The 24,443-nt window shown below is 44.9% G+C and carries 19 protein-coding genes; 10 read left to right on the top strand and 9 right to left on the bottom strand.

Annotated features, from left to right (window positions below; all coding sequences use genetic code 11):
* Positions 1–122: 122 nt before the first annotated feature.
* From F0251_RS09655 to F0251_RS09685, 7 genes are all read right to left on the bottom strand, one after another.
* Positions 123–1,931, bottom strand: a complete 1,809-nt coding sequence (locus F0251_RS09655; protein ID WP_171730875.1) for a long-chain fatty acid--CoA ligase — start codon at positions 1,929–1,931, stop codon at positions 123–125.
* Between the two features lie 201 nt (positions 1,932–2,132).
* The gene (leuO, locus tag F0251_RS09660) at positions 2,133–3,092 is read right to left on the bottom strand and encodes a transcriptional regulator LeuO (RefSeq protein WP_061033548.1); all 960 of its coding nucleotides are present in this window, start codon (positions 3,090–3,092) and stop codon (positions 2,133–2,135) included.
* A gap of 346 nt (positions 3,093–3,438) precedes the next feature.
* A complete protein-coding gene (locus F0251_RS09665; RefSeq protein WP_116869956.1) occupies positions 3,439–4,494 on the bottom strand; it encodes an MJ1255/VC2487 family glycosyltransferase in 1,056 nt (351 codons plus the stop codon).
* A 54-nt stretch (positions 4,495–4,548) separates the two neighbouring features.
* The gene (locus F0251_RS09670; RefSeq protein ID WP_171730876.1) at positions 4,549–5,073 is read right to left on the bottom strand and encodes a phosphatase PAP2 family protein; all 525 of its coding nucleotides are present in this window, start codon (positions 5,071–5,073) and stop codon (positions 4,549–4,551) included.
* A 207-nt stretch (positions 5,074–5,280) separates the two neighbouring features.
* Positions 5,281–8,388, bottom strand: a complete 3,108-nt coding sequence (locus F0251_RS09675; protein WP_171730877.1) for an efflux RND transporter permease subunit — start codon at positions 8,386–8,388, stop codon at positions 5,281–5,283.
* Positions 8,385–9,722, bottom strand: coding sequence for an efflux RND transporter periplasmic adaptor subunit (locus tag F0251_RS09680; protein ID WP_171730878.1), 1,338 nt, complete (start codon positions 9,720–9,722; stop codon positions 8,385–8,387). Before F0251_RS09680 ends, F0251_RS09675 begins: the two co-directional genes overlap by 4 nt.
* A complete protein-coding gene (locus F0251_RS09685) occupies positions 9,722–10,381 on the bottom strand; it encodes a TetR/AcrR family transcriptional regulator (RefSeq protein WP_171730879.1) in 660 nt (219 codons plus the stop codon). Before F0251_RS09685 ends, F0251_RS09680 begins: the two co-directional genes overlap by 1 nt.
* Positions 10,382–10,949: 568 nt before the next feature.
* On the opposite strand from F0251_RS09685, the gene leuA reads away from it, so the two are divergent.
* The 5 genes from leuA (at position 10,950) to F0251_RS09710 (ending at position 16,789) form a co-directional block, all read left to right on the top strand.
* Entirely contained in the window at positions 10,950–12,497 is a 1,548-nt protein-coding gene (gene leuA, locus F0251_RS09690; RefSeq protein WP_008219998.1) for a 2-isopropylmalate synthase, read from the top strand.
* A 95-nt stretch (positions 12,498–12,592) separates the two neighbouring features.
* Positions 12,593–13,684 (top strand): 3-isopropylmalate dehydrogenase, encoded by a 1,092-nt coding sequence (gene leuB / locus F0251_RS09695; RefSeq protein ID WP_171730880.1) that lies wholly within the window; start codon positions 12,593–12,595, stop codon positions 13,682–13,684.
* Positions 13,685–13,793: 109 nt separating this feature from the next.
* A complete protein-coding gene (gene leuC / locus F0251_RS09700) occupies positions 13,794–15,206 on the top strand; it encodes a 3-isopropylmalate dehydratase large subunit (RefSeq protein ID WP_171730881.1) in 1,413 nt (470 codons plus the stop codon).
* Positions 15,207–15,220: 14 nt separating this feature from the next.
* Entirely contained in the window at positions 15,221–15,823 is a 603-nt protein-coding gene (gene leuD / locus F0251_RS09705; protein ID WP_105059020.1) for a 3-isopropylmalate dehydratase small subunit, read from the top strand.
* Between the two features lie 183 nt (positions 15,824–16,006).
* Entirely contained in the window at positions 16,007–16,789 is a 783-nt protein-coding gene (locus F0251_RS09710) for a DUF547 domain-containing protein (protein WP_105059021.1), read from the top strand.
* A gap of 92 nt (positions 16,790–16,881) precedes the next feature.
* On the opposite strand, the gene F0251_RS09715 is transcribed toward F0251_RS09710, so the two are convergent.
* Positions 16,882–17,427: a DUF924 family protein gene (locus F0251_RS09715; RefSeq protein ID WP_061033541.1), complete on the bottom strand. Its 546-nt coding sequence runs from the start codon at positions 17,425–17,427 to the stop codon at positions 16,882–16,884.
* A 61-nt stretch (positions 17,428–17,488) separates the two neighbouring features.
* Complete coding sequence (djlA, locus tag F0251_RS09720; RefSeq protein ID WP_061033540.1) at positions 17,489–18,343, bottom strand: co-chaperone DjlA; 855 nt, start codon at positions 18,341–18,343, stop codon at positions 17,489–17,491.
* A 149-nt stretch (positions 18,344–18,492) separates the two neighbouring features.
* Here djlA and lptD point away from each other — a divergent pair, with 149 nt between their 5' ends.
* From lptD to apaG, 5 genes are all read left to right on the top strand, one after another.
* Complete coding sequence (lptD, locus tag F0251_RS09725; protein ID WP_081090363.1) at positions 18,493–20,829, top strand: LPS assembly protein LptD; 2,337 nt, start codon at positions 18,493–18,495, stop codon at positions 20,827–20,829.
* A 43-nt stretch (positions 20,830–20,872) separates the two neighbouring features.
* Entirely contained in the window at positions 20,873–22,168 is a 1,296-nt protein-coding gene (surA, locus tag F0251_RS09730; protein WP_171730882.1) for a peptidylprolyl isomerase SurA, read from the top strand.
* Positions 22,158–23,147, top strand: coding sequence for a 4-hydroxythreonine-4-phosphate dehydrogenase PdxA (gene pdxA / locus F0251_RS09735; RefSeq protein WP_171730883.1), 990 nt, complete (start codon positions 22,158–22,160; stop codon positions 23,145–23,147). The genes surA and pdxA overlap by 11 nt, the downstream gene beginning before the upstream one ends.
* Positions 23,144–23,959, top strand: coding sequence for a 16S rRNA (adenine(1518)-N(6)/adenine(1519)-N(6))-dimethyltransferase RsmA (rsmA, locus tag F0251_RS09740; RefSeq protein ID WP_061033536.1), 816 nt, complete (start codon positions 23,144–23,146; stop codon positions 23,957–23,959). Before pdxA ends, rsmA begins: the two co-directional genes overlap by 4 nt.
* Positions 23,960–24,048: 89 nt before the next feature.
* Positions 24,049–24,429 carry a Co2+/Mg2+ efflux protein ApaG gene (gene apaG, locus F0251_RS09745; RefSeq protein WP_004740817.1) on the top strand — a complete coding sequence of 127 codons (381 nt, stop codon included), beginning with the start codon at positions 24,049–24,051 and terminating at the stop codon, positions 24,427–24,429.
* Positions 24,430–24,443 lie beyond the last annotated feature (14 nt).

Raw genomic sequence — 24,443 nt, forward strand, 5'->3', positions numbered from 1 at the left:
CGCTTTTCTGTGTGCGCATTCGCACATTCTGCCAAGTCTTGAGCCATAAAAAATCCCCCTAAAAATGCAATCACATTCGTAGGGGGATTTTTAAACAACTGAAAATTTATCTCAGTAGAAAACTACTTATCTTTCGACTTTTCAGTGTACATTTCTTCGATTTCGTCTTGATACTTGTCGTTGATAACTTTACGACGCAGTTTCTGAGTTGGCGTTAATTCACCATCATCCATTGAAAACGCTTTTGGCAACAACTTGAATTTCTTCACTTGCTCAAACTTAGCAAGCTCTTGCTGCAAGTCATTCACACGCTTCTCAAGCATCTCGACGATTTGATGGTGCTTAATCAGTTCTACGCGATCGTGGTACTTGATATTCAACTCTTTTGCGTACTCTTCTAACGAGTCGTAACACGGAACAATCAGTGCAGAAACGAATTTACGCGTATCAGCAATAACGGCAATCTGTTCAATGAAGTGGTCTTTACCGATCGCGCCCTCTACTACTTGCGGTGCAATGTACTTGCCACCTGAGGTTTTCATCAGCTCTTTGATACGGTCGGTAATAAACAGGTTACCACTTTCATCAAAATGACCCGCATCTCCGGTTTTCAAGAAACCATGCTCGTCGAACGTTTTCGCTGTCTCTTCTGGCATTTTGTAGTAACCACGCATTACCATTGGGCCGCGAACAAGAATCTCATTCTGCGCACCAATTTTTACTTCAGCGCCCGGCATCGCCATACCAATCGAGTCAGGATTAAAACAGCGGTCATCCCAGCACGAAACCGTTGCGGTGGTTTCTGTCATACCGTAGCCAAGTTTCACGTTAATGCCGATAGCATGGAAGAAACGACCAATGGTTTCATCCAGCTTCGCGCCACCACATGGCATAAAGTTGATGTTACCGCCTAACAGTGCTCGCAGCTTAGATAACACAAGCTTATCGGCTAACGCATGACTCTTCTTCAGCATCAGTGATGGTGTGCGACCTTCTTGGTGACAAACCGACAGCTTCGCGCCCATATTTACTGCCCAAGTAAATAGCACTTTACGGATAAACGGCGCTTTCGAAACCTTCTCGTGAATCGCTGAGAAGATTTTCTCGTAGAAACGTGGAACCGCACACATCACGGTCGGCTTCACGTCGCTCAGCGCGTCACGCACCTGCATAGTATCTTGCAGGTAACAGTTGGTTGCGCCTTTGTAGAGCACGTAGAAAGTCCACGCACGCTCAAATACGTGAGATAGAGGTAGGAAACACAACGAGACATCGTCTTTCGTTAAGCTCAAGCGCTCATCGTGCCCTTCTAGCTGATAGCCAACATTGGTGTAATCAAGCATTACGCCCTTAGGTTGACCTGTAGTACCAGAGGTATAGATAAGGGTCAGCAAGTCATCCATGCTTGCATCTGCAAGACGAGTATCAAGTTCAGCTTGCTGAGCCTCAACACCGCGCGCCATGAAATCAGTCCAAGATACCGCAAAGCTATGGCCTTGAAGATCGATATCATCAGACATCGCGACAACCACTTCTAGCTGTTCGCACTCTTCAAATAGGCTCACGGCCGCGTCAAATTGGACTTGCTCACCAACGAATAAGATCTTCACATCCGCATTTTGGATGATGTAAGACGACTGCGCTGCTGTGTTGGTTGGATAAATCGGCACAGTCACAAGACGAGCTTGTAAAGATGCAAAATCTGCCACGGTCCATTGAGGCATATTGTTTGAATAGATACCGATCTTATCTTGAACTCTCAGTCCCTGAGCCAATAGTGCTAATGAAAGCGTATCGATTTGTTGTCCAAACTGCTGCCAGCTAATACCTTGCCATACATTATCTACTTTGTGCTTCAAAGCTGTACGGTTGCCGCCTTGGGCAATTTGGTCACGAAGTCTTTTTACGATATGAAAATCTAAATTGGCCATCTCTTTACCTTTGGCTTACACCTGTAAGCTTTTTTGAGCGCACAAGTGTACCTCTGATCATGGAAAAGGCAACTGATGAAGCTCAAAGTTATAAGTAATAGTACGTATCACGCTAAGTTTTCTATCAACAAAAATAGCAGGTACAAAAAAGCCCCAAGCCAGACTCCCAGCTTAGGGCTTATAAATCATAGAGTTTAGTGCTTAGTTAAGCGCTACTACTTCGCCACAGATCATCATCAGCTGATCTCGTAACCAAATGTGTCCCTTATCTTTTTCACTTGATTCGTGCCAGCTTAGGTAGCCAGAGATTGCCGCATTATCGAATGGGAAATCTAGAATCTGTAGGTTCTCTTTGTTTGCTGCGTGCTCTACCATCCAGCGAGGTGCAATCGTCACTAACTCTGATTGACCAACAACGTAAAGTACGTTGCTTAGGCTCGTACCTTCGTAGAAAGGCATGCAATCTAGGTCACGGTATGCTTGCTCAGAGAAGCTGCGTTGGCCGTGAATGCGAGACAGTTTAGCGTGCTTCTCGTTCAATAGCTCTTCAGCTGTCACTTCACCGTTAATGCGTGGGTGAGAAGACGAAGCAACCACAACCAATTCGTCTTGGAAGATCTCAGTACTTGAGAAACCTTGCTCATCAAAGCGAGCGTAATCGATCACGAAGTCGATTTCTTGGTAGCGCATACGCTCAGAAAGTTGACGATCAAATTCAGCATCCATGTGCAGTTTAACGCTAGGTGCTTGCTCGTTGATAGTCGACATAATCTTAGGTGCAAAACGCATGTCACAAGGGCTGCAAATCGCAAGCTTGAACAGGCGAGAAGACGACTCTGGAGAGAATACAGAGCTTGGTAATTCGTTGCGTACTAATTGTAACGCTTGGCGGATAGGACCGAACAACTGACGTGCACGTTGAGTCGGTTGAATACCACGACCCTGGCGCATAAATAGTTCATCGTTAAACATCACTTTCAAGCGAGCCACAGCGTTACTTACTGCCGGCTGAGACATACCTAAATTGTGAGCTGCACGTGTAATGTTTTGCTCTTGCATTACTGCATCAAATACAGTCAAAAGGTTTAAGTCTACTCCACGAAGTGTGCTTTCCATTCTGTAGCTAGCAATAGCACTCATTGCGTCTTTTTTATCTAACATTCAAGTTGCCTCTTGTCGGTACGACAGCGTTAAATTTGTAATGGTATGGGAATAGATAACCACTAGTTCTTATATTTATCAGACCGATGTGTTTCGGATTACCACTACTATTAACCAATACATCCCTAGCTACCAACAAGATTGATAAAGAATAATTTTATTTTACCTTAATGATTAATTAAAACTTAAAAATCATAAACTTACATAGTTATAAAAAAACATAAAATGCGCTAATTATGAGTTTCATTTCGACTTATTTAGCTGTTCTATCGTTTGGTTACATTTGTTACAAATTATTGAATCGATGAATTAATTGACCGCTCGATTCAAAAACACCACTTATGGATTAGGTGAGTGATGCATAGCTTGGAAAATCCACCTTGTCCCAAAGTTGTTTTCTTAGGTCATCTTGGTTGGACCAATTTCCGGCTAAAACCCACTCAACAAGTGCACTAGCGACGTCTGGATAAGAGACAACCTCAGCCTGTTTTTCGTTGAGCCAACCACGCAAGATTGCTGGGTCAAGGAAGCTCATCGTTTGGGCTAATCCAAGCGCCTCAAGTGTTGCCACATTACTCTGCTGCTCAAACTGCCCATCAAGTGGTTTAAGCAGTAGTTTCTTACCCAAAGTTAGAGCTTCCGATGGCAGTTCAAACCCACCATTCGCTACCACACCAGAGCACTGATTTAGGTCGAATTGAAAACCAGCATGGCTGAGTGGTTTGAAGGTAATATTTTCGACTTGGCTACGCTCAATCACATTCGGGTGATAACAGACAAAATTGTGTGAAACAAACTTCATTAATAGCTCTGAAATCGCTTCAAGGTCTTCAAACGGCAAATAGACTAATGTGAAGTCCTGGGGCGCTTTAGTCTGCTCGTGGTGAGCTAAGGTGTGAACGATAGGAGGCAATATTGGTTGCTCGAAATGATACCAATGCAAACCAATCGAGTGCTCTGTCGGCGCAAAATGTTGAATCACAGAGTGCTCAATCCAGTTCCCCCCTTCTTTAGGAACATCATAGCGAAACGCATTCTGGTGACTGATTCCGATACAAGGGACTCCCTGCCTTTTGGCTGCCCAAGCTGTTACAGGTTCAAAGTCATTGAGCACCAAGTCATAGGGTGTAAGGTCCATCTGTTTAACCTCATTAAGAAAGCGCCAGATATTATTCTTAATGAATGTCTTTCCATATTTGACCTGCCCTTGTTCACTATAAAAGGTTAAGCCGTTACGAACTTGGTAGTTGCCAAACTCTTCCATCGAAAAGTACTTGCTTGCTTCTCGGCCTGAAAAGAGAAAATCAACATCGATGTTTTGTTGACGAAACGCGACAGCCATTGCCCTTGCACGTGCAATATGACCATTTCCAGTGCCTTGTACGCCGTATAAAATTTTCATGAGACTTCCTTTCGATTCGCAGGTTTAGCGCTTGGTTATGTGGTCATTCGATAATTAAAGAATGAAGCTAATAGCAAGGCTGGTACAAGCTATGCCCAAAGCAGCACCAATGAGTACGTCCGTTAAAAAGTGCACGCCGAGTAATATTCGAGATCCAGCAATCGCTGCAGCCCAAATCAAACTAAAGAGATATAAGCTCGGATAGAAATGCCCGATTAATGTCGCCATAACAAAAGCAGCGGCGGCATGCCCAGATGGCAGGCTGTACTTATCTGATGGGACAATATGAGAGTGAAGCAAAGAGGAAAATTCAGCTGGTCTGCGGCGCTTTAGAGTATTTTTAGCAAGCCAATAGATTGGCAGCTCAATCGCGAAGGCAGTTAAGCCCACCAACAGAAAATCGCTGCCTGTTTTGCTATCGGTGAGCAATGCAATCAAAGCAATCAATATATAGAGGTGACCATCCCCCGTATGAGAGACCGCCTTGCTAACCGTAGCGTGTTGGCCACTAAAACGGTTCTTTAAACAGAAAACAGAAAATGCCACATCCCAGCGGACAATAGGTTCGATAGTACGCATACGTTCTCCTTAACAATCCTTATTCAGTTAAGGGTCAAGTTATGCCCAACAAATGACAGTTAAGTGACGTTTTGAATGAACTAAAATGAAATTTTCTACGGTTGAGAAGCCGATGATTCAACCGTATCAGAGGCTTATTCACCTCATATAAAAATAAAGCGACCCTAGGCCGCTTTATTATTCATTTCTAATTTCTGACTTAAAACTCTACAGCGAAAGGGACTCGTGCTTTTTCACTAAACCGAAGTCAGCCAAGATTGCGTAAGCCGCAGGGATCATAAACAGCACCAGCAGGGTTGAAGCAAAGATGCCAAATACGATCGAGATAACCAAAGGCTGAATAACCTGAGCCTGTAAACTGGTTTCGGTGAGCAAAGGCAATAAACCAGCTGCCGTCGTCATCGAGGTTAAGAACACGGCACGGAAACGCTCACGACTCGCTTTCACCACCGAGTCATGCACGCTATCTCCTTCATCAACGTGATGACGAATGTATTGAACGAGTAAGATAGAGTCGTTAACTACAATCCCTGCAAGCGACACAAAGCCCATCATACTTGGCATACTTAAGGAATGACCAAGCACCCAGTGACCAACTACAACTCCGATAAAGGCTAATGGAATCGCGAGCATCACAACTACAGGCTCTAAATAGCTTCTGAATTGATAACTCAGAATCGCAAACACACCAAACAGACCGAGCAAGAAGCCTTTGCCCATCGAGGCGCCCGTCTTGGCTGCATCCTTCGCTTCCCCTTCGAAATCAAAACGTAAGCCTGGGTACTTCTGAATGAGTTTAGGCGCTTCATATTTTTGGAACTGAGCCAAAATCGCGGATGAACTCGCTTTCTTATTATCAATATCACCAAAGATACTGATGGTTCTCAGCCCATCAATACGCTGAATTCGCACGTAGTTACGTTGGAAATCTAATGTCGCCAACGTTGCTAGCGGGATCTGACTGCCATCTGCGGTAATGATTGGGAAGTTAGCCAGCTGCTGTATGTCGCCCGCTTGCTCTTTATCAAGACGCACCTCAATCGAGATATTCTCAACGCCGATTTGAATCTCATCCGCCGTTTGCCCAAAGAAAGCCGCGCGCAGTTGAGAGGCAATCATCTGCCCGTTCACATTGTAGGTTTCAGCACCTGGGCGCAGCTTAACCAAGATCTCTTCTTTACCCATGCGCATGTCATCAAGCACACCGTGTACGCCATCAAACTGATTGAGGTATTCCTGAATATCCAAAGAGGCCGATTTCAATGCACTCAGGTCATCATGCTTGGCACGGATCTCAATCGCTCGTCCACCCGGCCCCATAGTTGGTTGCTTGAAAACCAATGAGATTGGGTCTGCGAGTTCACCAATATCCTCTCGCCACGCATCGATGAAATCATCAATCACCGTATTGCGGCTCTCAGCACCACGAAGGTCTAAGCGCACGGTAGCCAAGTGCGGGCCAGATTCGTTGGCATCGGCATTGGCGTTAAACTGGCTGGTGATATGTTCGACTAGCGTGTTGCCCTCTTCCACTTCTTCGCTCCACTGCTCATTCAAACGCTCAGCAGAAGCCACAATCTTATCGACCACTCTCTCAGTTTGAGACAGTGATGCCCCCGGAGGAAGAATGATACGAGCCTCTGCAATATCACCATCAAGCTCTGGGAATGGCTGGAATTTGACAACACCACCAGCAATCAAGGAGATCGATAGGAGCAGCAAGGTCAACACTCCGCCCAGAAAGGCATAGCGGAAGGTCACCACTTTCTCGACCATATTCATCAAGGTGGTATTACGAAAGTTCTCAAACTTCTCTAGCAACACAGTTTTGAAGCGCAGCGCTGGCTTATCGTTTTTCTCTTTGTGTAACGAATGCGACAAGTGATTCGGCAGAATTAAGAAAGCTTCGATCAAGCTCAACGACAGCACCAAAATCAGCACCTGAGGAACGGCCTTGAGTACCGCGCCCATTTCCCCATCGAGAAATAACAAGCTACCGAAGATACACACTGTGGTTAAGAAGGAAGACAACACGCCGGGAAGCACTTTCTTAACACCGTTGTACACCGCGTCATCGACATTTTGTCCCCGATCGAGGTGGGAGGCTATCGATTCAGCGATCACAATGGCGTCATCCATCATAATACCGATCGCCATCAACAAACCGACCAGTGACATTATGTTGATCGACAGCCCTAAATTGGCCATTAAGAACAATCCGCCAAGAAAGGCTACCGGTAGGCCTGCTGCAACCCAAAAGGAATAACGTAAGCTGAAGAATAGCCACATGGTTGCGAATACCAGCACAATACCTTGCCAGCCATTACGCACCATCATGGTCAGACGATCCCACAATACAGAAGAGAGATCATTGGTCATTTGCAGAGTCACGCCATCAGGTGCAATTGCACGCTGGTCCTCGACAAACTGAGTGACACGCTCTTTGATTCTCAGTGCGTCATCTTCTTTGTTCTTGCTGATCTTGAGCAGCGCAGAAGGTTTACCATCAAACAACACCTTCTGTTCATCCAGCTCAAAGCGGTCGGTGATCTTAGCAATATCTCGTAAACGGATCACAGAGCCATTTGGCGCCGAACCCACTACAATACTTTCCAGTTCTACGGGTGTGATACGCCTTTCATCGAAGCGAATCAGGAAGTTTTTGTCTGGCGTTTCAACGTTACCACTCGGCAGTTTCACATTCTGGCGACCAATTTGATCGGCAATATCACCGACACTCAAACCGAGTTGTCGAATCGCTTGGGTATCAAGTTCAACACGATATTGGTGATCAGAGAATCCGCTGACATCAACCAGTGAAACATCGTAATCGAGCTTCATTGTGCGTTTCAGCTCTTCAGCGTATGCCTTCAGCTCAGGCCATGAGGTGTCCGCCGTAATCGCAATATCAACGACTGGCTCATTCCAATCTAGCTCTTGTACGACAGGTGATTCAATCTCTGTAGGAAAATCGTTGATCGAGTTGATCTGAGTTTGTACATCCACCAGCATTCGACCGATATCCGCTTTCTCATTGAGCTTGAGAATTAGACGCGCGCTGCCTTCTATCGCCTCACATTGGGTTTCTTCAATGTTAGCTAAACCATCGACCGCATCCTCCATTCGCACACACAGGCTCTCTTCGACCTCCTGTGGTGAAGCCCCCGGATAAACAATCGCAGCCATAATGTAAGGCGGGTCATAAGCGGGAAAGGTTTCACGTTTGATGGTTGATAGTGAGCTTATACCCAAGATCAACAGCCCAAGCATCAGCAAGTTTGCTGCTGTTGGGTGCCGAGAGAAAAACTTGATCATGACGCACTCTCCTGAGTATCTGATTCAAGCTCAGCCTCTTCAGAGTTCGATTCTTTCAGTAACATGCCTTCAATTGCTGGCAGGACATCATTGAGAACCAGTTTATCTCCAGTTTGTAGCTCGCCACTCACAACCACTTGATTGTCTCTACGGTAAAGCACTTCAACATCGACCACTTGCAAACGCTGATTGTCATCCATCAGGTAAACCTTATCACCATGCAGTGCTCGCTCTGGAACCACCCAACTTAGATTGGCGATACCCTCAATCTCGGCTTTGACAAACATACCGTTAACCAAAGGCGTTGCGCTGTCTGGTTGCAATTGTGAGTAGTCTTGAGCGATCTCGAGAATAATCCCCGCTGTCGCTTGGTTTTCATCAACTGTTTCGCTGATTCTTGCCACCTTCGCTGGCCAACTAAGGTTCAGGTTGCCGCTGTTAAGTTGAATGCTTGCTTTGATTGGCGCTTCATAAGGGTTAGGGATTCCTGCAGCATCACGAGGGAACTGGTTAAAGCTGGAGGCTAAAGTTTGCATATCGTGAATAGAAAGTTGCGCCTCCACTTCCATGACATTAATCCCGTGAGCAATAAACATCTCCTGCTGAATGTTAACCACTTGGTTCTGTTCGATATAAACCTGAGCAATTCGCATCGCTCTTGGCAAAGTGATGGTGGTCTTATCGAGAGAGCGTTGCGCCTCTTTCACTTTAGATACGTTGACCTTAATGACTGCTTCCGCTACACGCTTTTCGTCTGGCATTAAAGCGATTTGGTTCGCGATATCCAAAACCAATTTCTGCTGAGACAATGTACTTTGTTGTTGTAGGTCGACATCAGACTGAGAAGTGAGACCTTTCTTACGCAGATCTTGTTTACGCTGTAGCTCTTTATTGCTGATCACCAAACGATTCTTTTCGATCTTAAGAGTCTGATTCAGGTTGTCTTCTTCTTGATTCAATTTCGCTAATGAGGTTTGACTTGATTTTAGATCCGCCTCTGCCTGTATTAGCTTCAATTCATAATCCAATGGATCAACCTTGAGCACGACTGTTCCCGCAGGGATCACCTGCCCTTTCTCAAGAGCCGGGTGTCGATACACGATTTGCCCTGTTACCTCGGCAATCGCTTTCCATTCGACTTTTGGCACTACTTTGCCAAAGCCAACCGCTAACGGTGCGATCAACTGCTGTTCTAGGCTCACAGTGTCAACTAAGCGAGCTCTATCACCGGCAGGTTTGGTTGGAAGATCCGGCTTCAAGTTAATCGCTGCGACAAGGCCAATAACCCCAACCGCAAGTGCTGGAAAGAAGAGTAGTTTTTTATTTATTTTCATTATCTTTGGTCCTGAACGGAAGAAGGGCTAGGTGCGTTGATAAAGCCTTCAGTCATCAGTTGAATGTTGTGTTCGATTAAACGATTAAGAAATTCTTCATTAATTTCAATACCATGGATTGCCAATAAAGGCGGCGGAGCGATGAAAGGAAACACCATCAAGCTTATATACGACACGCGACAGAGTTTGGGATCCATATCTTTTCTTAAGACACCTTGTGCTACCAACTTTTCAAAAATGACATCTTGGGCTGGCTTAGCCACATCGAAGAAAACCTTTTCGAGCAACTCTCTTTGCACTTCAGAGGGAGGCATATTCATCACTTGGGCAATCAAGCGAGGAAACTTAGGAACCTTGACCATCTCTTTGTAGTAAGTCCGCATTAAATCAAGAAAGTTCTCGTGACTACTCTCTTCAACCAATCTCTGCATCTGCAATTGCATAGGTCGTAACGTTTCACGCAACATAGCTTCAAACAACCCGGCCTTACTGCCAAAGTAATAGCGGATCATCGCAATGTTCACACCCGCACGCTCAGCAATCAGGCGCGTCGAGACCTTGTCGTATGGCTGAACGACAAACAGATCACGAGCATGCTCAATCAATAACTGTCGAACATCTAAGTTCTTTTGAGGTCGCCCCGCTTTTCGTGCCGTCATGGCAAAAATCCATCTCTATAATTAATCATCTGATTAATTATAGAGATAAACAGGCGTAACAGTAGAAGATTAATTACTCACTATTTAATCAAGTGATTAATTAATTTGGTCACGCTTGTGATTTTTTTGGTGAATCGTTCCATCAAAAAGATTTACTACAAAGTTTTAACCTACACATAAGCCAAACGATAAACTAACCGCCCAACCTAAAAACCCCAAGCAGATGATAAAACCAATAAATACAACCCTAGCAGCACAAACCAAACCAAAACGCCGCTAATGTATGCTGATATTGGATTTTCTTGTTTGACGCTCAGAATAAATTACGGTACATATGGTGTTAACAGTTTATTTACGGATATTTGTGTAATGATTTTTTCTTCTTCTCGACTGCTGAAACTTCTCCTTATCGTGAACCAATCGCGCGGGTAAGTTGTGGGTCAAGAACTACACAAATATTAAAACCCGCGCTGAGCGGGTTTTTTTGTAACTGGCACTTTTAAAAGAACATCATTCTCAATAATAATTTGGATAGCAATCGATACAATATCGATATAAGGAAGCACCCATGAACGATCAAGTGATAATTTTTGATACGACTTTACGTGACGGCGAGCAGGCTCTAGCTGCAAGCCTGACAGTAAAAGAGAAGTTACAAATTGCTTATGCACTTGAAAGACTGGGTGTGGACGTAATCGAAGCTGGCTTCCCAGTATCATCTCCGGGTGATTTTGAATCAGTACAAACTATCGCAAAGAACATTAAAGATAGCCGTATCTGTGCGCTTTCTCGTGCGGTAGCGAAAGATATCGATGCAGCAGCAGAAGCGTTAAAAGTGGCTGAGCAGTTCCGTATTCACACCTTTATTTCTACATCGACGGTTCACGTTCAAGATAAATTGCGTCGCAGCTACGATGACGTGGTAGAGATGGCAGTCAAAGCCGTTAAACACGCACGTAACTACACAGACGATGTTGAATTTTCTTGTGAAGATGCAGGTCGTACACCTATCGATAATCTATGCCGTATGGTTGAAGCTGCCATCAACGCAGGTGCAAAAACCATCAACATTCCAGACACAGTGGGCTACACGGTACCTAACGAGTTTGGCGGTATTATCAAAACGCTATTTGACCGCGTACCAAACATCGACCAAGCAATCATCTCAGTTCACTGTCACGATGACTTAGGCATGTCGGTTGCTAACTCAATCGCAGCGGTACAAGCTGGTGCTCGCCAAGTAGAAGGTACCATTAACGGCATTGGTGAACGCGCGGGTAACTGTTCTTTAGAAGAGATCGCAATGATCATCAAAACTCGTCAAGAGTTATTAGGTGTTCATACTGGCCTTGATCACCAAGAGATCCACCGCACCAGTAAATTGGTGAGCCAACTTTGCCACATGCCGATTCAAGACAACAAAGCGATCGTTGGTGCTAACGCATTCAGCCACTCTTCAGGTATCCACCAAGATGGCATGCTAAAGAACAAAAACACTTACGAGATCATGACTCCTGAGTCTATTGGCTTGAAAAACAAGGCGTTGAACTTAACCAGCCGTAGTGGTCGAGCTGCTGTTAAGAGCCATATGGACGCGATGGGTTACAAAGACAACGAGTACAGCCTAGATTCATTGTACGAAGACTTCTTGAAGCTTGCTGACCGTAAAGGCCAAGTCTTCGATTACGACTTAGAAGCATTAATGCACTTCGCGAATCTACGTGACGAAGATGACTTCTACAAACTTAACTACCTAAGCGTACAATCTGGTAGTGTAATGTCTACAACCAGCATCAAGCTGCAATGTGGTGACGAAGAGAAGTGCGAAGCCGCTGTCGGTAACGGTCCTGTTGACGCGCTATACCAGTGTATCTACCGCTTAACTGGCTACGAAATCGTACTAGATAAGTTCGACCTAACCGCGAAAGGTGAAGGTGAAGATGGTTTAGGCCAAGCTGACATCATTGCTAACTATAAAGGTCGTAAGTACCACGGCACAGGCGTTTCAACGGATATCGTTGAAGCTTCTGGTCAGGCGCTATTACACGTTATCAACAGCATTCAACGCGCTGACACCATTGCTGAAATGAAACAGCAAAAAATCGCGACAGTTTAAGAACCCAATAACAGAGCCCTAGAGCCGATGTTATTGGCTTTAGGGACAAAATTTAAAACGAGCTCATGCTCAGTAACAAGAATTAAAGGATTAACATGACTGATAAATCATACAAAATTGCCGTACTACCTGGTGATGGCATTGGCCCAGAAGTAATGCAGCAAGCACATAAGGTGCTAGACGCGATCGAAAAGAAGCACGCTATTAGCTTCTCTCGCGAAGAGTATGATGTTGGTGGTATTGCAATTGATAACCACGGTTGCCCACTACCAGAGTCTACAGTGAAAGGTTGTGAAGAGTCTGATGCAGTACTTTTCGGCTCAGTTGGTGGTCCTAAGTGGGAACACCTTCCACCAAATGACCAACCTGAGCGTGGTGCCCTACTTCCTCTACGTAAACACTTCCAACTGTTCTGTAACCTACGCCCTGCGCAAATCCATAAGGGTTTAGAGTCTTTCTCTCCACTTCGTGCTGATATCTCTGAGCGCGGTTTTGACATCGTGGTAGTACGCGAACTAACTGGCGGTATCTACTTCGGTCAACCTAAAGGTCGTGAAGGCGAAGGGGCAACTGAAAAAGCTTTTGATACTGAGGTTTACCACCGCTACGAAATCGAACGTATCGCAAAGATTGCTTTTGAATCTGCACGCCTACGTAACAAAAACATGTACTCAATCGATAAAGCGAACGTTCTACAGAGCTCTATCTTGTGGCGCGAAGTGGTCGAAGAGATCGCCAAAGATTACCCAGATGTAACGCTAAACCACATGTACATCGACAACGCGACCATGCAGCTAATCAAAGATCCTTCTCAGTTTGACGTCATGCTATGTTCAAACATCTTCGGCGACATCATTTCTGATGAGTGCGCAATGATCACAGGCTCTATGGGTATGCTTCCTTCTGCAAGCTTGAACGAAAGCAACTTTGGTCTATACGAACCTGCAGGCGGCAGTGCTCCAGATATCGCAGGCAAGAACATCGCAAACCCAGTCGCACAAATTCTTTCTGCAGCGCTAATGCTTCGTTACAGCCTAGGCGAAGAAGCGGCAGCACAAGATATTGAAACAGCGGTATCTAAAGCGCTTTCAGCAGGCGAGCTAACAGCAGATCTAGCAGGCGACAAACAAGCGCTAACCACCTCTGAAATGGGTGACAAGATTGCAGAATACATCTTAGCTTCATAAGCGTAACGCTCTAAGCAAGTACATAAGAATAATATCAAGCCAAGTCATCCAAAGTGCTGACTTGGCTAGAAACAAACACTGGGACTGATGCTCCCAAGGAAGAAAAGCTATGTCGACAAACCAGCAAGCCAAAACCTTATACGAAAAAGTTTACGACGCGCACGTTGCAGTAGCAGCGGAAGGCGAAAACCCGATTCTTTATATCGACCGTCACCTAGTCCACGAAGTAACGTCACCTCAAGCATTTGATGGTTTACGTGAAAAAGGCCGTAAAGTTCGCCAAGTCGGCAAAACTTTCGCGACCATGGATCACAACGTATCAACCCAAACCAAAGACATTAATGCTTCTGGCGAGATGGCGCGTATCCAGATGGAAACGCTATCAAAAAACTGTGAAGAGTTTGGTGTAACACTTTACGACCTAAACCACAAATACCAAGGTATTGTGCACGTAATGGGCCCTGAACTAGGTATTACTCTGCCGGGTATGACTATCGTTTGTGGTGACTCGCACACTGCAACACACGGTGCATTTGGTTCATTAGCATTCGGTATCGGCACTTCAGAAGTTGAGCACGTTCTAGCAACCCAAACGCTAAAACAGGCTCGTGCTAAAACCATGAAGATCGAAGTAAAAGGCAAGGTTGCTCCGGGCATTACAGCCAAAGACATCGTGCTAGCGATCATTGGTAAAACAACAGCGGCTGGCGGTACTGGCTACGTTGTGGAATTCTGTGGTGAGGCGATTACCGACCTTACAATGGAAGGCCGCATGACGGTATGTAACATGGCTATCGAGTTGGGCGCTAAAGCAGGCTTGATTGCACCGGATGAAACCACCTACGAATACATCAAGGGTCGTAAATTCTCTCCAGAAGGTGAAGAGTTTGACGCTGCCGTTGAATACTGGAACACACTAAAAACCGATGCTGACGCAAAGTTTGATGCTGTAGTAACTCTAGAAGCCGCAGACATCAAACCACAAGTGACTTGGGGCACTAACCCTGGTCAGGTAATTTCTGTTGATGCACCTATCCCAGCACCAGAAAGCTTCGCAGACCCTGTTGAAAAAGCATCGGCTGAAAAAGCACTGGCATACATGGGCTTAGAAGCGGGTAAATCTCTATCAGATTACAACGTAGATAAAGTGTTTGTTGGCTCTTGTACTAACTCTCGCATCGAAGACATGCGCGCAGCCGCTGCAGTAGCGAAAGGTCGCCAAGTAGCAAAACATGTGCAAGCGCTTATCGTTCCGGGCTCTGAGCAAGTAAAAGCTCAAGCTGAAGCTGAAGGCTTAGATGTTATCTTCAAAGAAGCCGGTTTTGAGTGGCGCCTACCAGGTTGTTCTATGTGTCTTGCAATGAACAACGACCGCCTTGGTCCACAAGAGCGCTGCGCTTCTACATCAAACCGTAACTTTGAAGGTCGCCAAGGCCGTGATGGTCGTACGCACCTAGTTAGCCCTGCAATGGCAGCCGCAGCCGCTATCGCAGGTCACTTCGTCGATATTCGTGAACTTTAATTAGAGGATTTAACATGTCAGGTTTTCAACAACACACCGGATTAGTCGTTCCTCTAGATACGGCCAACATTGATACTGATGCGATCATTCCAAAGCAGTTCCTACAGAAAGTGAACCGCATTGGTTTTGGTAAGCACTTATTCCATGACTGGCGCTTCCTAGACGATGCTGGCGAACAGCCAAACCCAGAATTCGTGATGAATGCTCCGCGTTACCAAGGCGCTTCAATCCTGCTTGCTCGTGAAAACTTTGGTTGTGGTTCATCTCGTGAACACGCACCTTGGGCACTTGCTGATTACGGCATCCAAGTGATGATTGCACCAAGCTTTGCAGATATCTTCTACGGTAACTCAATCAACAACCAAATGGTTCCTGTTCGATTGACTGAGCAAGAAGTAGATGAGATTTTCCAGTTCGTAGAAGCAAACGAAGGCGCAGAAGTTACCGTTGATCTAGAAGCAATGAAAGTAAGCGCAAATGGTAAAGAGTACTCGTTTGAAATTGATGAGTTCCGTCGTCATTGTCTACTGAACGGTTTAGACAACATCGGCCTAACGCTGCAGCACGCTGATAAGATTTCTGCGTATGAAGAGAAGATTCCAAGCTTCCTAAAATAAAGAAGTCTTGCAATAGAAAAGCAGTTTCAAAGTTCGAAAAGGTTGGCTTAGCGCCAACCTTTTTTATTTGGTTCAGCTTTAGCTTAAAGTACCTATCAAACTCAGATCTATTATTTAGATGAAAAGCCATGAAAGAAAACCGTAAAGCATAAGGTCTTAGTAGTTAGCTATCAGGAGAATGCCATGAAACAACTACTCATTATTATCAGCCTACTTTTTTCAACCTTAGCTTGGTCGGCACCTAAGTCTGAACTGTGGCCGTACTGGAATCAAAGTAATGAGACCAACTCAGAACAAGTTTCTCATCGAAGCTGGCAGCAATTCCTCGATAGCTACTTGGTTGAACAGGGGCAAAATACTTTAGTTCGTTATCAAGCAGTGACCGCTACAGATAAATCAAAGTTAAAGCAATACATCAAGCAATTAGAACAATTAAACCCACTCGAGCACTCAAAAGCAGAGCAATACGCGTACTGGGTCAACCTATACAATGCCGCGACTGTTGATTTGATTCTCGATGCCTACCCAGTTAAATCTATCACTAAGCTCGGCGGTCTGTTTAGTTTTGGCCCATGGGGAGATGATGTCGTATCAGTAAATGGAAAGTCACTGACACTCAACGACATTGAGCACCGAATCCTAAGACCGATATGGCAAGACCCACGTACACACTACGCTGTAAATTGTGCCAGCCTAGGGTGCCCAAACCTCCAGTCTCAAGCCTTTACGTCTGACAACACCGAAACTCTACTGGAACAAGCGGCCTCTGAGTTTGTTAATAGTGATAAAGGTGTTCTGATTAAAGGTAATAAGACCCAACTATCATCGATTTATGAGTGGTTCGCAGTGGACTTTGGTAGCCAACAGCAGCTCATTCAACACCTAAACCAATATCGAGTTGAGCCTGTAAAGAATACCGACAAAATCAGCTATGACTACGACTGGTCACTAAACCAAACAAAATAGCTTACTGCCAGTCGCTCACAGCTAAAACAAAAAAGAGGCTAGTGGTATATCACCCACTAGCCTCTTTTCATCTATTTCACTTTGTTCTAGAGCTAGAAACTTGAACCAGGCTGCTGCAAGAATTCAACCTCTTCTGGTGTTGATGCTCTTCCTAACACATCATTGCGATGTGGATAGCGACCAAAACGCTCAATGATAACCTTGTGCTTAAACTCAAAATCAAGATTATTTTCTAAGCCAGTTTGAGAAAACAACTCAACCGCCTGCTCATGAATTAACAGTGACTCACTGTGCATGTAAGGCATATACAGAAAGCTTTTCTGTTGTTGGCTAAGTTGATGGTCAAAACCACCGGCTACCGCTTCCTGCGCCAATGCTAGCGCCATGGGGTCAGCTGAAAATGCAGCAGGGCTATTTCTGCCGATGTTTCTTGAAAACTGGTCCAGTACAATAATCTCAGCTAAGCGCCCTTGTGCCGTTTGGCGCCATTCAAACAGCTCCCCCTGAGTTGCAGCTTGATGTAAATCGGAGAATCGCTCTTTAATCAAAGCATCAATGTGTTCACCGCCAGTAAACCAATCTTTTGGTGTTAACTCATCAAACCAAAAGTCCAGAACGTCTAGATAACTGATAGTCATATTTATTCCTTTAAATAAAAAAGCCGAGTAACGTCTTATCATTACTCGGCTTTATGTTCGATTACTTAAACCCTTTGACCTTCTTAATTAGGTCGTAAGCATTTTGAATTTCTTGCGATTTCTCTTTTGCAACGTTCATCATTTCTGGCGGGAGACCTTTCGCCATCAGTTTATCTGGGTGGTGCTCATTCATCAGCTTACGGTAGGCCTTTTTCACTTCCTTGCCATCCGCACTTTCACTTACACCTAGCACCTTAAATGCATCGCCAAGTTGGTTTTGTTGTGATGCTTGTTGCCAACCAGACGACTGCCCTTGGTGATGACCGCCGCCGAAGCTTCCGCCCTGCTGTTGAAAACGGAATGCCGCCTCTTGCATCTGTAAACGGCGCTCAAGTTGCTCTGCAGAAAAGCCAAGACCTTGAGCAATCTTATGAAGAACCTGACGTTCACTTGGGTGCAGGCTTCCATCAGCGAATGCTGCTGATACTTGAAGCTCTAAAAAAAACTGAAGGAGGTCAAAACGTCCACCCGATGAGATTTTTACACGCTCAAGGACGTCACTAAGCGGAAAGTCGCTCTCTTTTCCTTCGCGGAATGCATCTTGTGCCGCTCTGCGCTGTTCACCATGAAGATTCATACGCTCCATCATAGTAGAAGCCAGTTGAATCTCTTCGCGAGTCACTTGGCCTTTCGCTTTAGCAACATGCCCCATAACCGCAAATGCAGATTTGAAAAACTCGTTTTGTCTTTCAGCTTGGTTTGGGCCACGCCCAAAACCAGAGGTGTTGAACCCAGATTGGTTCAATCGGCGAGCTTTATCGAATTGGTGTCCCAAAAATAGACCAAAAACTAAACCAAGTGGCCCTCCAAATAGAAAGCCAAAGAAAGCGCCCAAAATTTTGCCAAATATTTGCATTATGTGTTCTCTATCTATGAATTTTATCTGAGTAATGCTGTCTGATGATGCTGAATGCTAATATTTCCTTTATCATAAGGAAAATGCTTTATTAATTGGATTGATACTAGATCAACCCTTCATCTAGTGACACAGGATAGTTCAACTTCATGCAATCTTTTTCCCGCACCTTGTTAGCCGCGTCTATAAGTACGGCGTTATACGTGTCGACAACTCAAGCTGAAACAATAACCGATAGTAGTGTGCAGGAAATGCCCTCTATAGATCAATGCTTGATCGAGCCCGCTGCAGAAAACGAGACTCAACTACCCGCTCATGTTGAGTCAGATCGCTTAGAGGCTATCAATGGTGACAAGGCAATATATTCAGGTGACGTAAGAGTTACGCAAGGAAACAAGACCATCCTTGCTGATAATGTAACCCTTCACCAACAAGAAAACATCGTTGTAGCTGAAGGCAACGTAAACTTTAGTGATGGTCAAATTAAATCAATATCAGACAGAGCAACTAATAATCTGACGACTGATGAAATGACACTAGAAAACACCGACTACGAATTTCTTTGTGAACCAGGCCGTGGCGATGCCGTTTATATCGCAAAAACAGGTAAAGCGGTTTATGAGATCGAAGATGGCTCGATTACCTCTTGTCCTATCGGTGATAACGCTTGGCGCCTGAGAGCATCAAGCATCGATGTCGATCAAGATGAAGAACAAGCCACTTTTTATAACCCACGCTTTGAAATTCAAAGTGTCCCTGTCTTTTACCTACCATACCTGACTGTTCCTATTGGTGACACACGTAAGACAGGTTTCCTATACCCAACCGTATCATACGGTTCAAGTGACGGTTTTGAAGCTGAGATCCCGGTGTATTGGAACTTGGCACCAAACTACGACTTGGAAACAACGTTTAAGTACATGCAAGAGCGTGGAACGCAACTGAACAGTAAATTCCGTTACTTGAGCGATTTCGGCTCCGGTAGCATTAAGTCTGAATACCTACCAGATGATAAAAAATTCAAAGACAAAGGTGACCGCTGGGGCGCTCAGCTAGAGCATACCGGGATTTTCCAAGAGTCATGGTTGTTTGAAGTTGATTACTCCAAAGTCAGTGACATTGATTACTTTACTGACGTTAGCTCAAGTAGTATCGGTAACCGTGAAGATGGCCAATTACTTCAAGAAGGTAAAGCAACCTACCGTTCTCACAACTGGGATGCATCTGTACTTGTCCGAGACTTTCAAGTCTTAACAACCAGTAATAACCTCCCTTATCGCCTAATGCCGCAGCTAGAATACAACTACTACGCGCCTGAGGTTATGGAATATCTAGATTTCGACATGATCAGTCATGTTTCGATATTTGATACCGACGCAAAAGGCAAACCATCAGCGAACCGTATCCACGTGGAACCAGGTATCACTATACCTGTTGGCAATACTTGGGGTACATGGACGACAGAAGCGAGATTACTTGGCACTTATTACCAACAAGACCTTGATGGTGTTGATACTGGTGCAGGTTCTGACTATGAAGGCTTAGAAGAGTCGGTAAGTCGAGTCATCCCTGAGTTTCGAAGCCATGCCGGTATCGTTCTTGAACGTGATACCACTATCGTTGGCAACTACACGCAAACACTCGAGCCACAGGTTCAGTATTTGTATGTACCAGAGCAAGACCAAAGTGATATTGGCCTTTACGACACTACGCTGTTACAAACTGATTATTACGGTTTATTTAGAAGTCGTAAATACAGTGGTGTAGACCGCATTGCTTCGGCAAACCAAATTAGCTACGGCGCCTCGTCTCGTTTCTTTGATGATGAGTACCGAGAACGCCTCAATATCTCTTTCGGTCAAATTTTTTATATCGACAAAGATACAAAACAGACTTTAGACAACGACGACTCAGACAAAAAAACTAATTATTCGTCTTGGGCTATTGAAATGGATTTCAACTATGATGACTACCTGTTCTACCATGGTGGCGTACAGTACGACATTGATAGCACAGCGATGCAACTTGCAAACAGCACATTAGAATATCGCTTCGCAGGCGGTTACATACAAACCAACTACCGCTATGTAACAGAAGAGTACATAAATGAAACTGTAGATTTTGACGTATCATCCATAACAAGAGACGGTATTTCACAAGCAGGTTTACTTGGTGCCTACCAAATTTCACCGAAATGGAGCACCAGTGCTCAATATTTCTATGACTTAACTACACAAGAAGATCTAGAGTGGTTAGCTCGTTTAAACTATAAATCGGACTGTTGGTACATCGGCTTTACCTATAGTAACCGTTTGACAAACAACATTAGCAACCCAAATACCACACCTGAATACGAAAACAACTTCAGTGTGAACTTCGGTATTATTGGCTTTGGTACCAATATCGGCTCTGATTCTGGCGCTGTTGGGGATAGCAGTTCAGATAACTCTTTGAGCTACGGTCGCCCATTCTTCTTAAATAACTAATTTTCTTTATTGATAACACATCAGTAAATTTAAAGGATTACACATGACATTGTGGAAACGCACATTAATCGCTATCACAGCAGCTTGCACTGTATCAACAAGCTTTGCTGCGCCAGTTGAACTCGATAGCGTAAGAGTGATCGTCAACGAGGGCGTGATCTTGCAGAGCGACATCGATACGTCGATGAAAACTCTACGAGCGAACGCGAAGAAAAGCGGTCAGACATTACCCTCTCAAGACGTGCTTGATGAACAAGTACTTGAAAAGCTAATTATCGATACCATCCAAACTCAAGAAGCAGAACGAATCGGTGTTCGTATTGATGATGCTCGACTTGATCAAGCGATTGAGGGCATCGCCAAAGACAACAACCAAACCGTAGAGCAACTCACCGCATCGGTTGCAGAAGAAGGCCTAAGCTACAACGCGTTTCGCGAGCAGGTAAGAAAAGAGATCGCGGCAAGTGAAGCTCGTAATGCGCTTGTTCGTCGCCGTATCAACATTCTTCCAGCAGAAGTAGACAACCTAGCGGATATTCTTGCTCAAGAGACGAATGCGACAGTTCAATACAAGATTGGGCACATTCAACTTCGCTTTAACGATGACCAAACCAAAGAAGAGCTAGAGGCTCAAGCCAAAGAACTTGTTGAAGAGCTTAACTCAGGCAAAGACTTCAGCACTATGGCTTATACTTACTCTAAAGGCCCTAAAGCATTACAAGGTGGCGATTGGGGTTGGATGCGCAAAGAAGAGATGCCAACCATCTTTGCAGACCAAATCAAAATGCAAAATAAAGGCAGCATCATTGGTCCTTTCCGCAGCGGAGTCGGCTTCCACATTCTAAAAATTGAAGATGTGAAAGGCTTAGAGACAGTAGCAGTTACTGAAGTGAATGCTCGCCATATCCTGATTAAACCAACCGTAATCTTAAGCGATGACGGTGCTAAAGAGCAGCTTGAAGAGATCACTCGTCGTGTAAATGCAGGCGAAGCAAGCTTTGGAGATATGGCTCAGCAATACAGCCAAGACCCGGGCTCGGCAGTACAGGATGGTGAGCTGGGCTACCAAACACCTGACTTATACGTACCAGAGTTCAAACACCAAGTAGAAACCCTGCCTGAAGGTAAAATCAGTGCGCCATTTAAAACCGTTCATGGCTGGCACATTGTCGAAGTACTGGACCGCCGTGAAGTCGACCGTACTGATTCCGCTTTAAAAAACAAAGCTTACCAAATTTTATTTAACCGTAAGTTCAACGAAGAAGCTGGGGCTTGGCTGCAAGAAGTACGAGCAAGTGCCTTTGTGGAAATGGTTGAGGACGACCAAGATGACAACTAAACGTATTGTCATTACCGCGGGTGAACCCGCAGGGATAGGACCAGACTTAACTCTGGCGCTATCTCAAGAAAGCTGGCCTCACCAACTTGTGGTTTGTGCAGATAAAAACCTACTCGCGGAACGTGCTGAACTGCTGGGTATTGAAGTAGAACTACTGGATTACGACGCTGCTGCACCTAAGCAGCCGCAACGCTCTGGCACGCTGGTTGTGAAACACATTCCACTTGCTGAAAGCGCTGTTGCAGGCCAACTTAACGAAGCCAATGGTCATTACGTATTAAATACTTTAGAAACCGCAGCAATTGGCTGTATGAATGATGAATTTGATGCTATTGTCACCGGCCCCGTTCACAAGGGTGTAATTAACCGAGCTGGCGTTGCTTTTAGCGGCCATACCGAGTTTTTTGCAGAGAAGTCCAACACGCCACTTGTGGTGATGATGTTGGCAACAGAAGGGCTGCGTGTTGCATTAGTGACAACACATATCCCACTAGCTGATGTATCTCAAGCAGTGACTGAAGACAGATTAGAGCAAATCATTGCGATTCTGAATAAAGATTTGGTCGAAAAGTTTGCGATTGAGAAACCAACTATCTACGTATGTGGTTTGAACCCACATGCCGGTGAAGATGGTTGTTTAGGGCGTGAAGAAATTGAAACCATCACTCCTACGCTAGAAAAAATTCGTCAAAAAGATGGGATTAATTTGGTTGGCCCATTGCCAGCAGACACCATCTTTAATGAAAAATATTTGCAAGATGCAGATGCTGTTTTAGGTATGTATCACGACCAAGTACTCCCGGTATTGAAATACAAAGGGTTTGGTCGCTCAGTGAACATCACGCTTGGCTTACCGTTTATTCGCACATCAGTCGACCACGGTACCGCCTTAGACTTGGCCGGGAAAGGCCAAGCCGATACAGGGAGCTTTAGAACAGCGCTCACGCACGCCATTGAATTAGTAGAGAAAAAGCAATGAGAAATGATGTCCACTTAGGACACAAAGCGCGTAAACGTTTTGGTCAAAACTTCCTTAACGATCCATACATTATTGATGGCATCGTATCGAGCATTAACCCACTACCAGGTCAAAACCTAGTAGAGATCGGCCCAGGCCTTGGCGCAATTACTGAGCCGGTAGGTAAGCTTGTCGATAAATTTACTGTTATCGAATTGGATAGAGACCTTGCAGAACGTCTTCGTAACCACCCGGACCTAGCAGATAAGCTGACGATCCACGAAGGTGATGCGATGAAGTTCGACTTCGAGCAACTTGTCAAACCAAACAATAAGCTTCGTATCTTTGGTAACTTGCCATACAACATCTCGACACCGCTGATGTTCCACCTTTTTGAATTCCATAAAGACATCCAAGACATGCACTTTATGCTACAAAAAGAAGTAGTGAATCGCTTAGCTGCAGGCCCGGGTAGCAAAGCATACGGTCGCCTGACGGTAATGGCTCAATACTACTGTAAAGTCACACCAGTACTGGAAGTTCCACCAACGGCTTTCGTTCCGCCACCGAAGGTAGATTCTGCAGTTGTGCGTCTTCAGCCATATGAAGTGCTACCTTACCCGGCTAAAGACCTAAAATGGCTAGATCGTGTATGTCGTGAAGGCTTTAACCAACGTCGTAAGACAGTTCGTAATTGCTACAAGAGTTTGATTGATAAGGACGTACTAGAAGAGCTTGGCATCAACCCAAGCATGCGCCCTGAGAACCTAACGCTCGAACAGTTTGTCGATATGGCGAATTGGTTGCACGACAGCCACAACGCTGACAAATAAAATAAAAAAGGCTCCTACACTTCGGTTAGGAGCCTTTTTTATGTAATACTTTAATTACATTAAGTATATCAACAACAAAAGGTGCGAATATGGATATATCTACGCCTTGTATCAAATGCCAGGTTCACTCTAAGTACATAGAAGAGCAATCTGAGCCTACGAAGAATCGTTACGTCTTCGCCTACATCATTACTATCAAAAACCTAAGTAAAAGCACGGTTCAACTAATGTCACGTCGTTGGTTAATTACAGACTCTAACGGTAAGCAACTGACGATTGAAGGCGATGGCGTGGTTGGTCAGCAACCGATTATCGAGTCCAATGACGAATACACTTACACCAGTGGTACTGTTATCGAAACACCCGTGGGTGTCATGCAAGGTCACTATGTCATGACCGATCATAAGGGCATCGATTTTATTGCCGAAGTCGACCCATTCAGACTCGCCATTCCTAATATTCTTAACTAACTACCTTTGCAGCT

Source organism: Vibrio sp. 070316B (assembly GCF_013114115.1).
GTDB classification, from domain to species: Bacteria; Pseudomonadota; Gammaproteobacteria; order Enterobacterales; family Vibrionaceae; genus Vibrio; species Vibrio chagasii_B.

Bases quoted from the DNA above. Each gene is read 5' to 3' on its own strand.
- F0251_RS09655 (WP_171730875.1), bottom strand. From the start codon at position 1,931: ATGGCCAATTTAGATTTTCATATCGTAAAAAGACTTCGTGACCAAATT.
- leuO (WP_061033548.1), bottom strand. From the start codon at position 3,092: ATGTTAGATAAAAAAGACGCAATGAGTGCTATTGCTAGCTACAGAATG.
- F0251_RS09665 (WP_116869956.1), bottom strand. From the start codon at position 4,494: ATGAAAATTTTATACGGCGTACAAGGCACTGGAAATGGTCATATTGCA.
- F0251_RS09670 (WP_171730876.1), bottom strand. From the start codon at position 5,073: ATGCGTACTATCGAACCTATTGTCCGCTGGGATGTGGCATTTTCTGTT.
- F0251_RS09675 (WP_171730877.1), bottom strand. From the start codon at position 8,388: ATGATCAAGTTTTTCTCTCGGCACCCAACAGCAGCAAACTTGCTGATG.
- F0251_RS09680 (WP_171730878.1), bottom strand. From the start codon at position 9,722: ATGAAAATAAATAAAAAACTACTCTTCTTTCCAGCACTTGCGGTTGGG.
- F0251_RS09685 (WP_171730879.1), bottom strand. From the start codon at position 10,381: ATGACGGCACGAAAAGCGGGGCGACCTCAAAAGAACTTAGATGTTCGA.
- leuA (WP_008219998.1), top strand. From the start codon at position 10,950: ATGAACGATCAAGTGATAATTTTTGATACGACTTTACGTGACGGCGAG.
- leuB (WP_171730880.1), top strand. From the start codon at position 12,593: ATGACTGATAAATCATACAAAATTGCCGTACTACCTGGTGATGGCATT.
- leuC (WP_171730881.1), top strand. From the start codon at position 13,794: ATGTCGACAAACCAGCAAGCCAAAACCTTATACGAAAAAGTTTACGAC.
- leuD (WP_105059020.1), top strand. From the start codon at position 15,221: ATGTCAGGTTTTCAACAACACACCGGATTAGTCGTTCCTCTAGATACG.
- F0251_RS09710 (WP_105059021.1), top strand. From the start codon at position 16,007: ATGAAACAACTACTCATTATTATCAGCCTACTTTTTTCAACCTTAGCT.
- F0251_RS09715 (WP_061033541.1), bottom strand. From the start codon at position 17,427: ATGACTATCAGTTATCTAGACGTTCTGGACTTTTGGTTTGATGAGTTA.
- djlA (WP_061033540.1), bottom strand. From the start codon at position 18,343: ATGCAAATATTTGGCAAAATTTTGGGCGCTTTCTTTGGCTTTCTATTT.
- lptD (WP_081090363.1), top strand. From the start codon at position 18,493: ATGCAATCTTTTTCCCGCACCTTGTTAGCCGCGTCTATAAGTACGGCG.
- surA (WP_171730882.1), top strand. From the start codon at position 20,873: ATGACATTGTGGAAACGCACATTAATCGCTATCACAGCAGCTTGCACT.
- pdxA (WP_171730883.1), top strand. From the start codon at position 22,158: ATGACAACTAAACGTATTGTCATTACCGCGGGTGAACCCGCAGGGATA.
- rsmA (WP_061033536.1), top strand. From the start codon at position 23,144: ATGAGAAATGATGTCCACTTAGGACACAAAGCGCGTAAACGTTTTGGT.
- apaG (WP_004740817.1), top strand. From the start codon at position 24,049: ATGGATATATCTACGCCTTGTATCAAATGCCAGGTTCACTCTAAGTAC.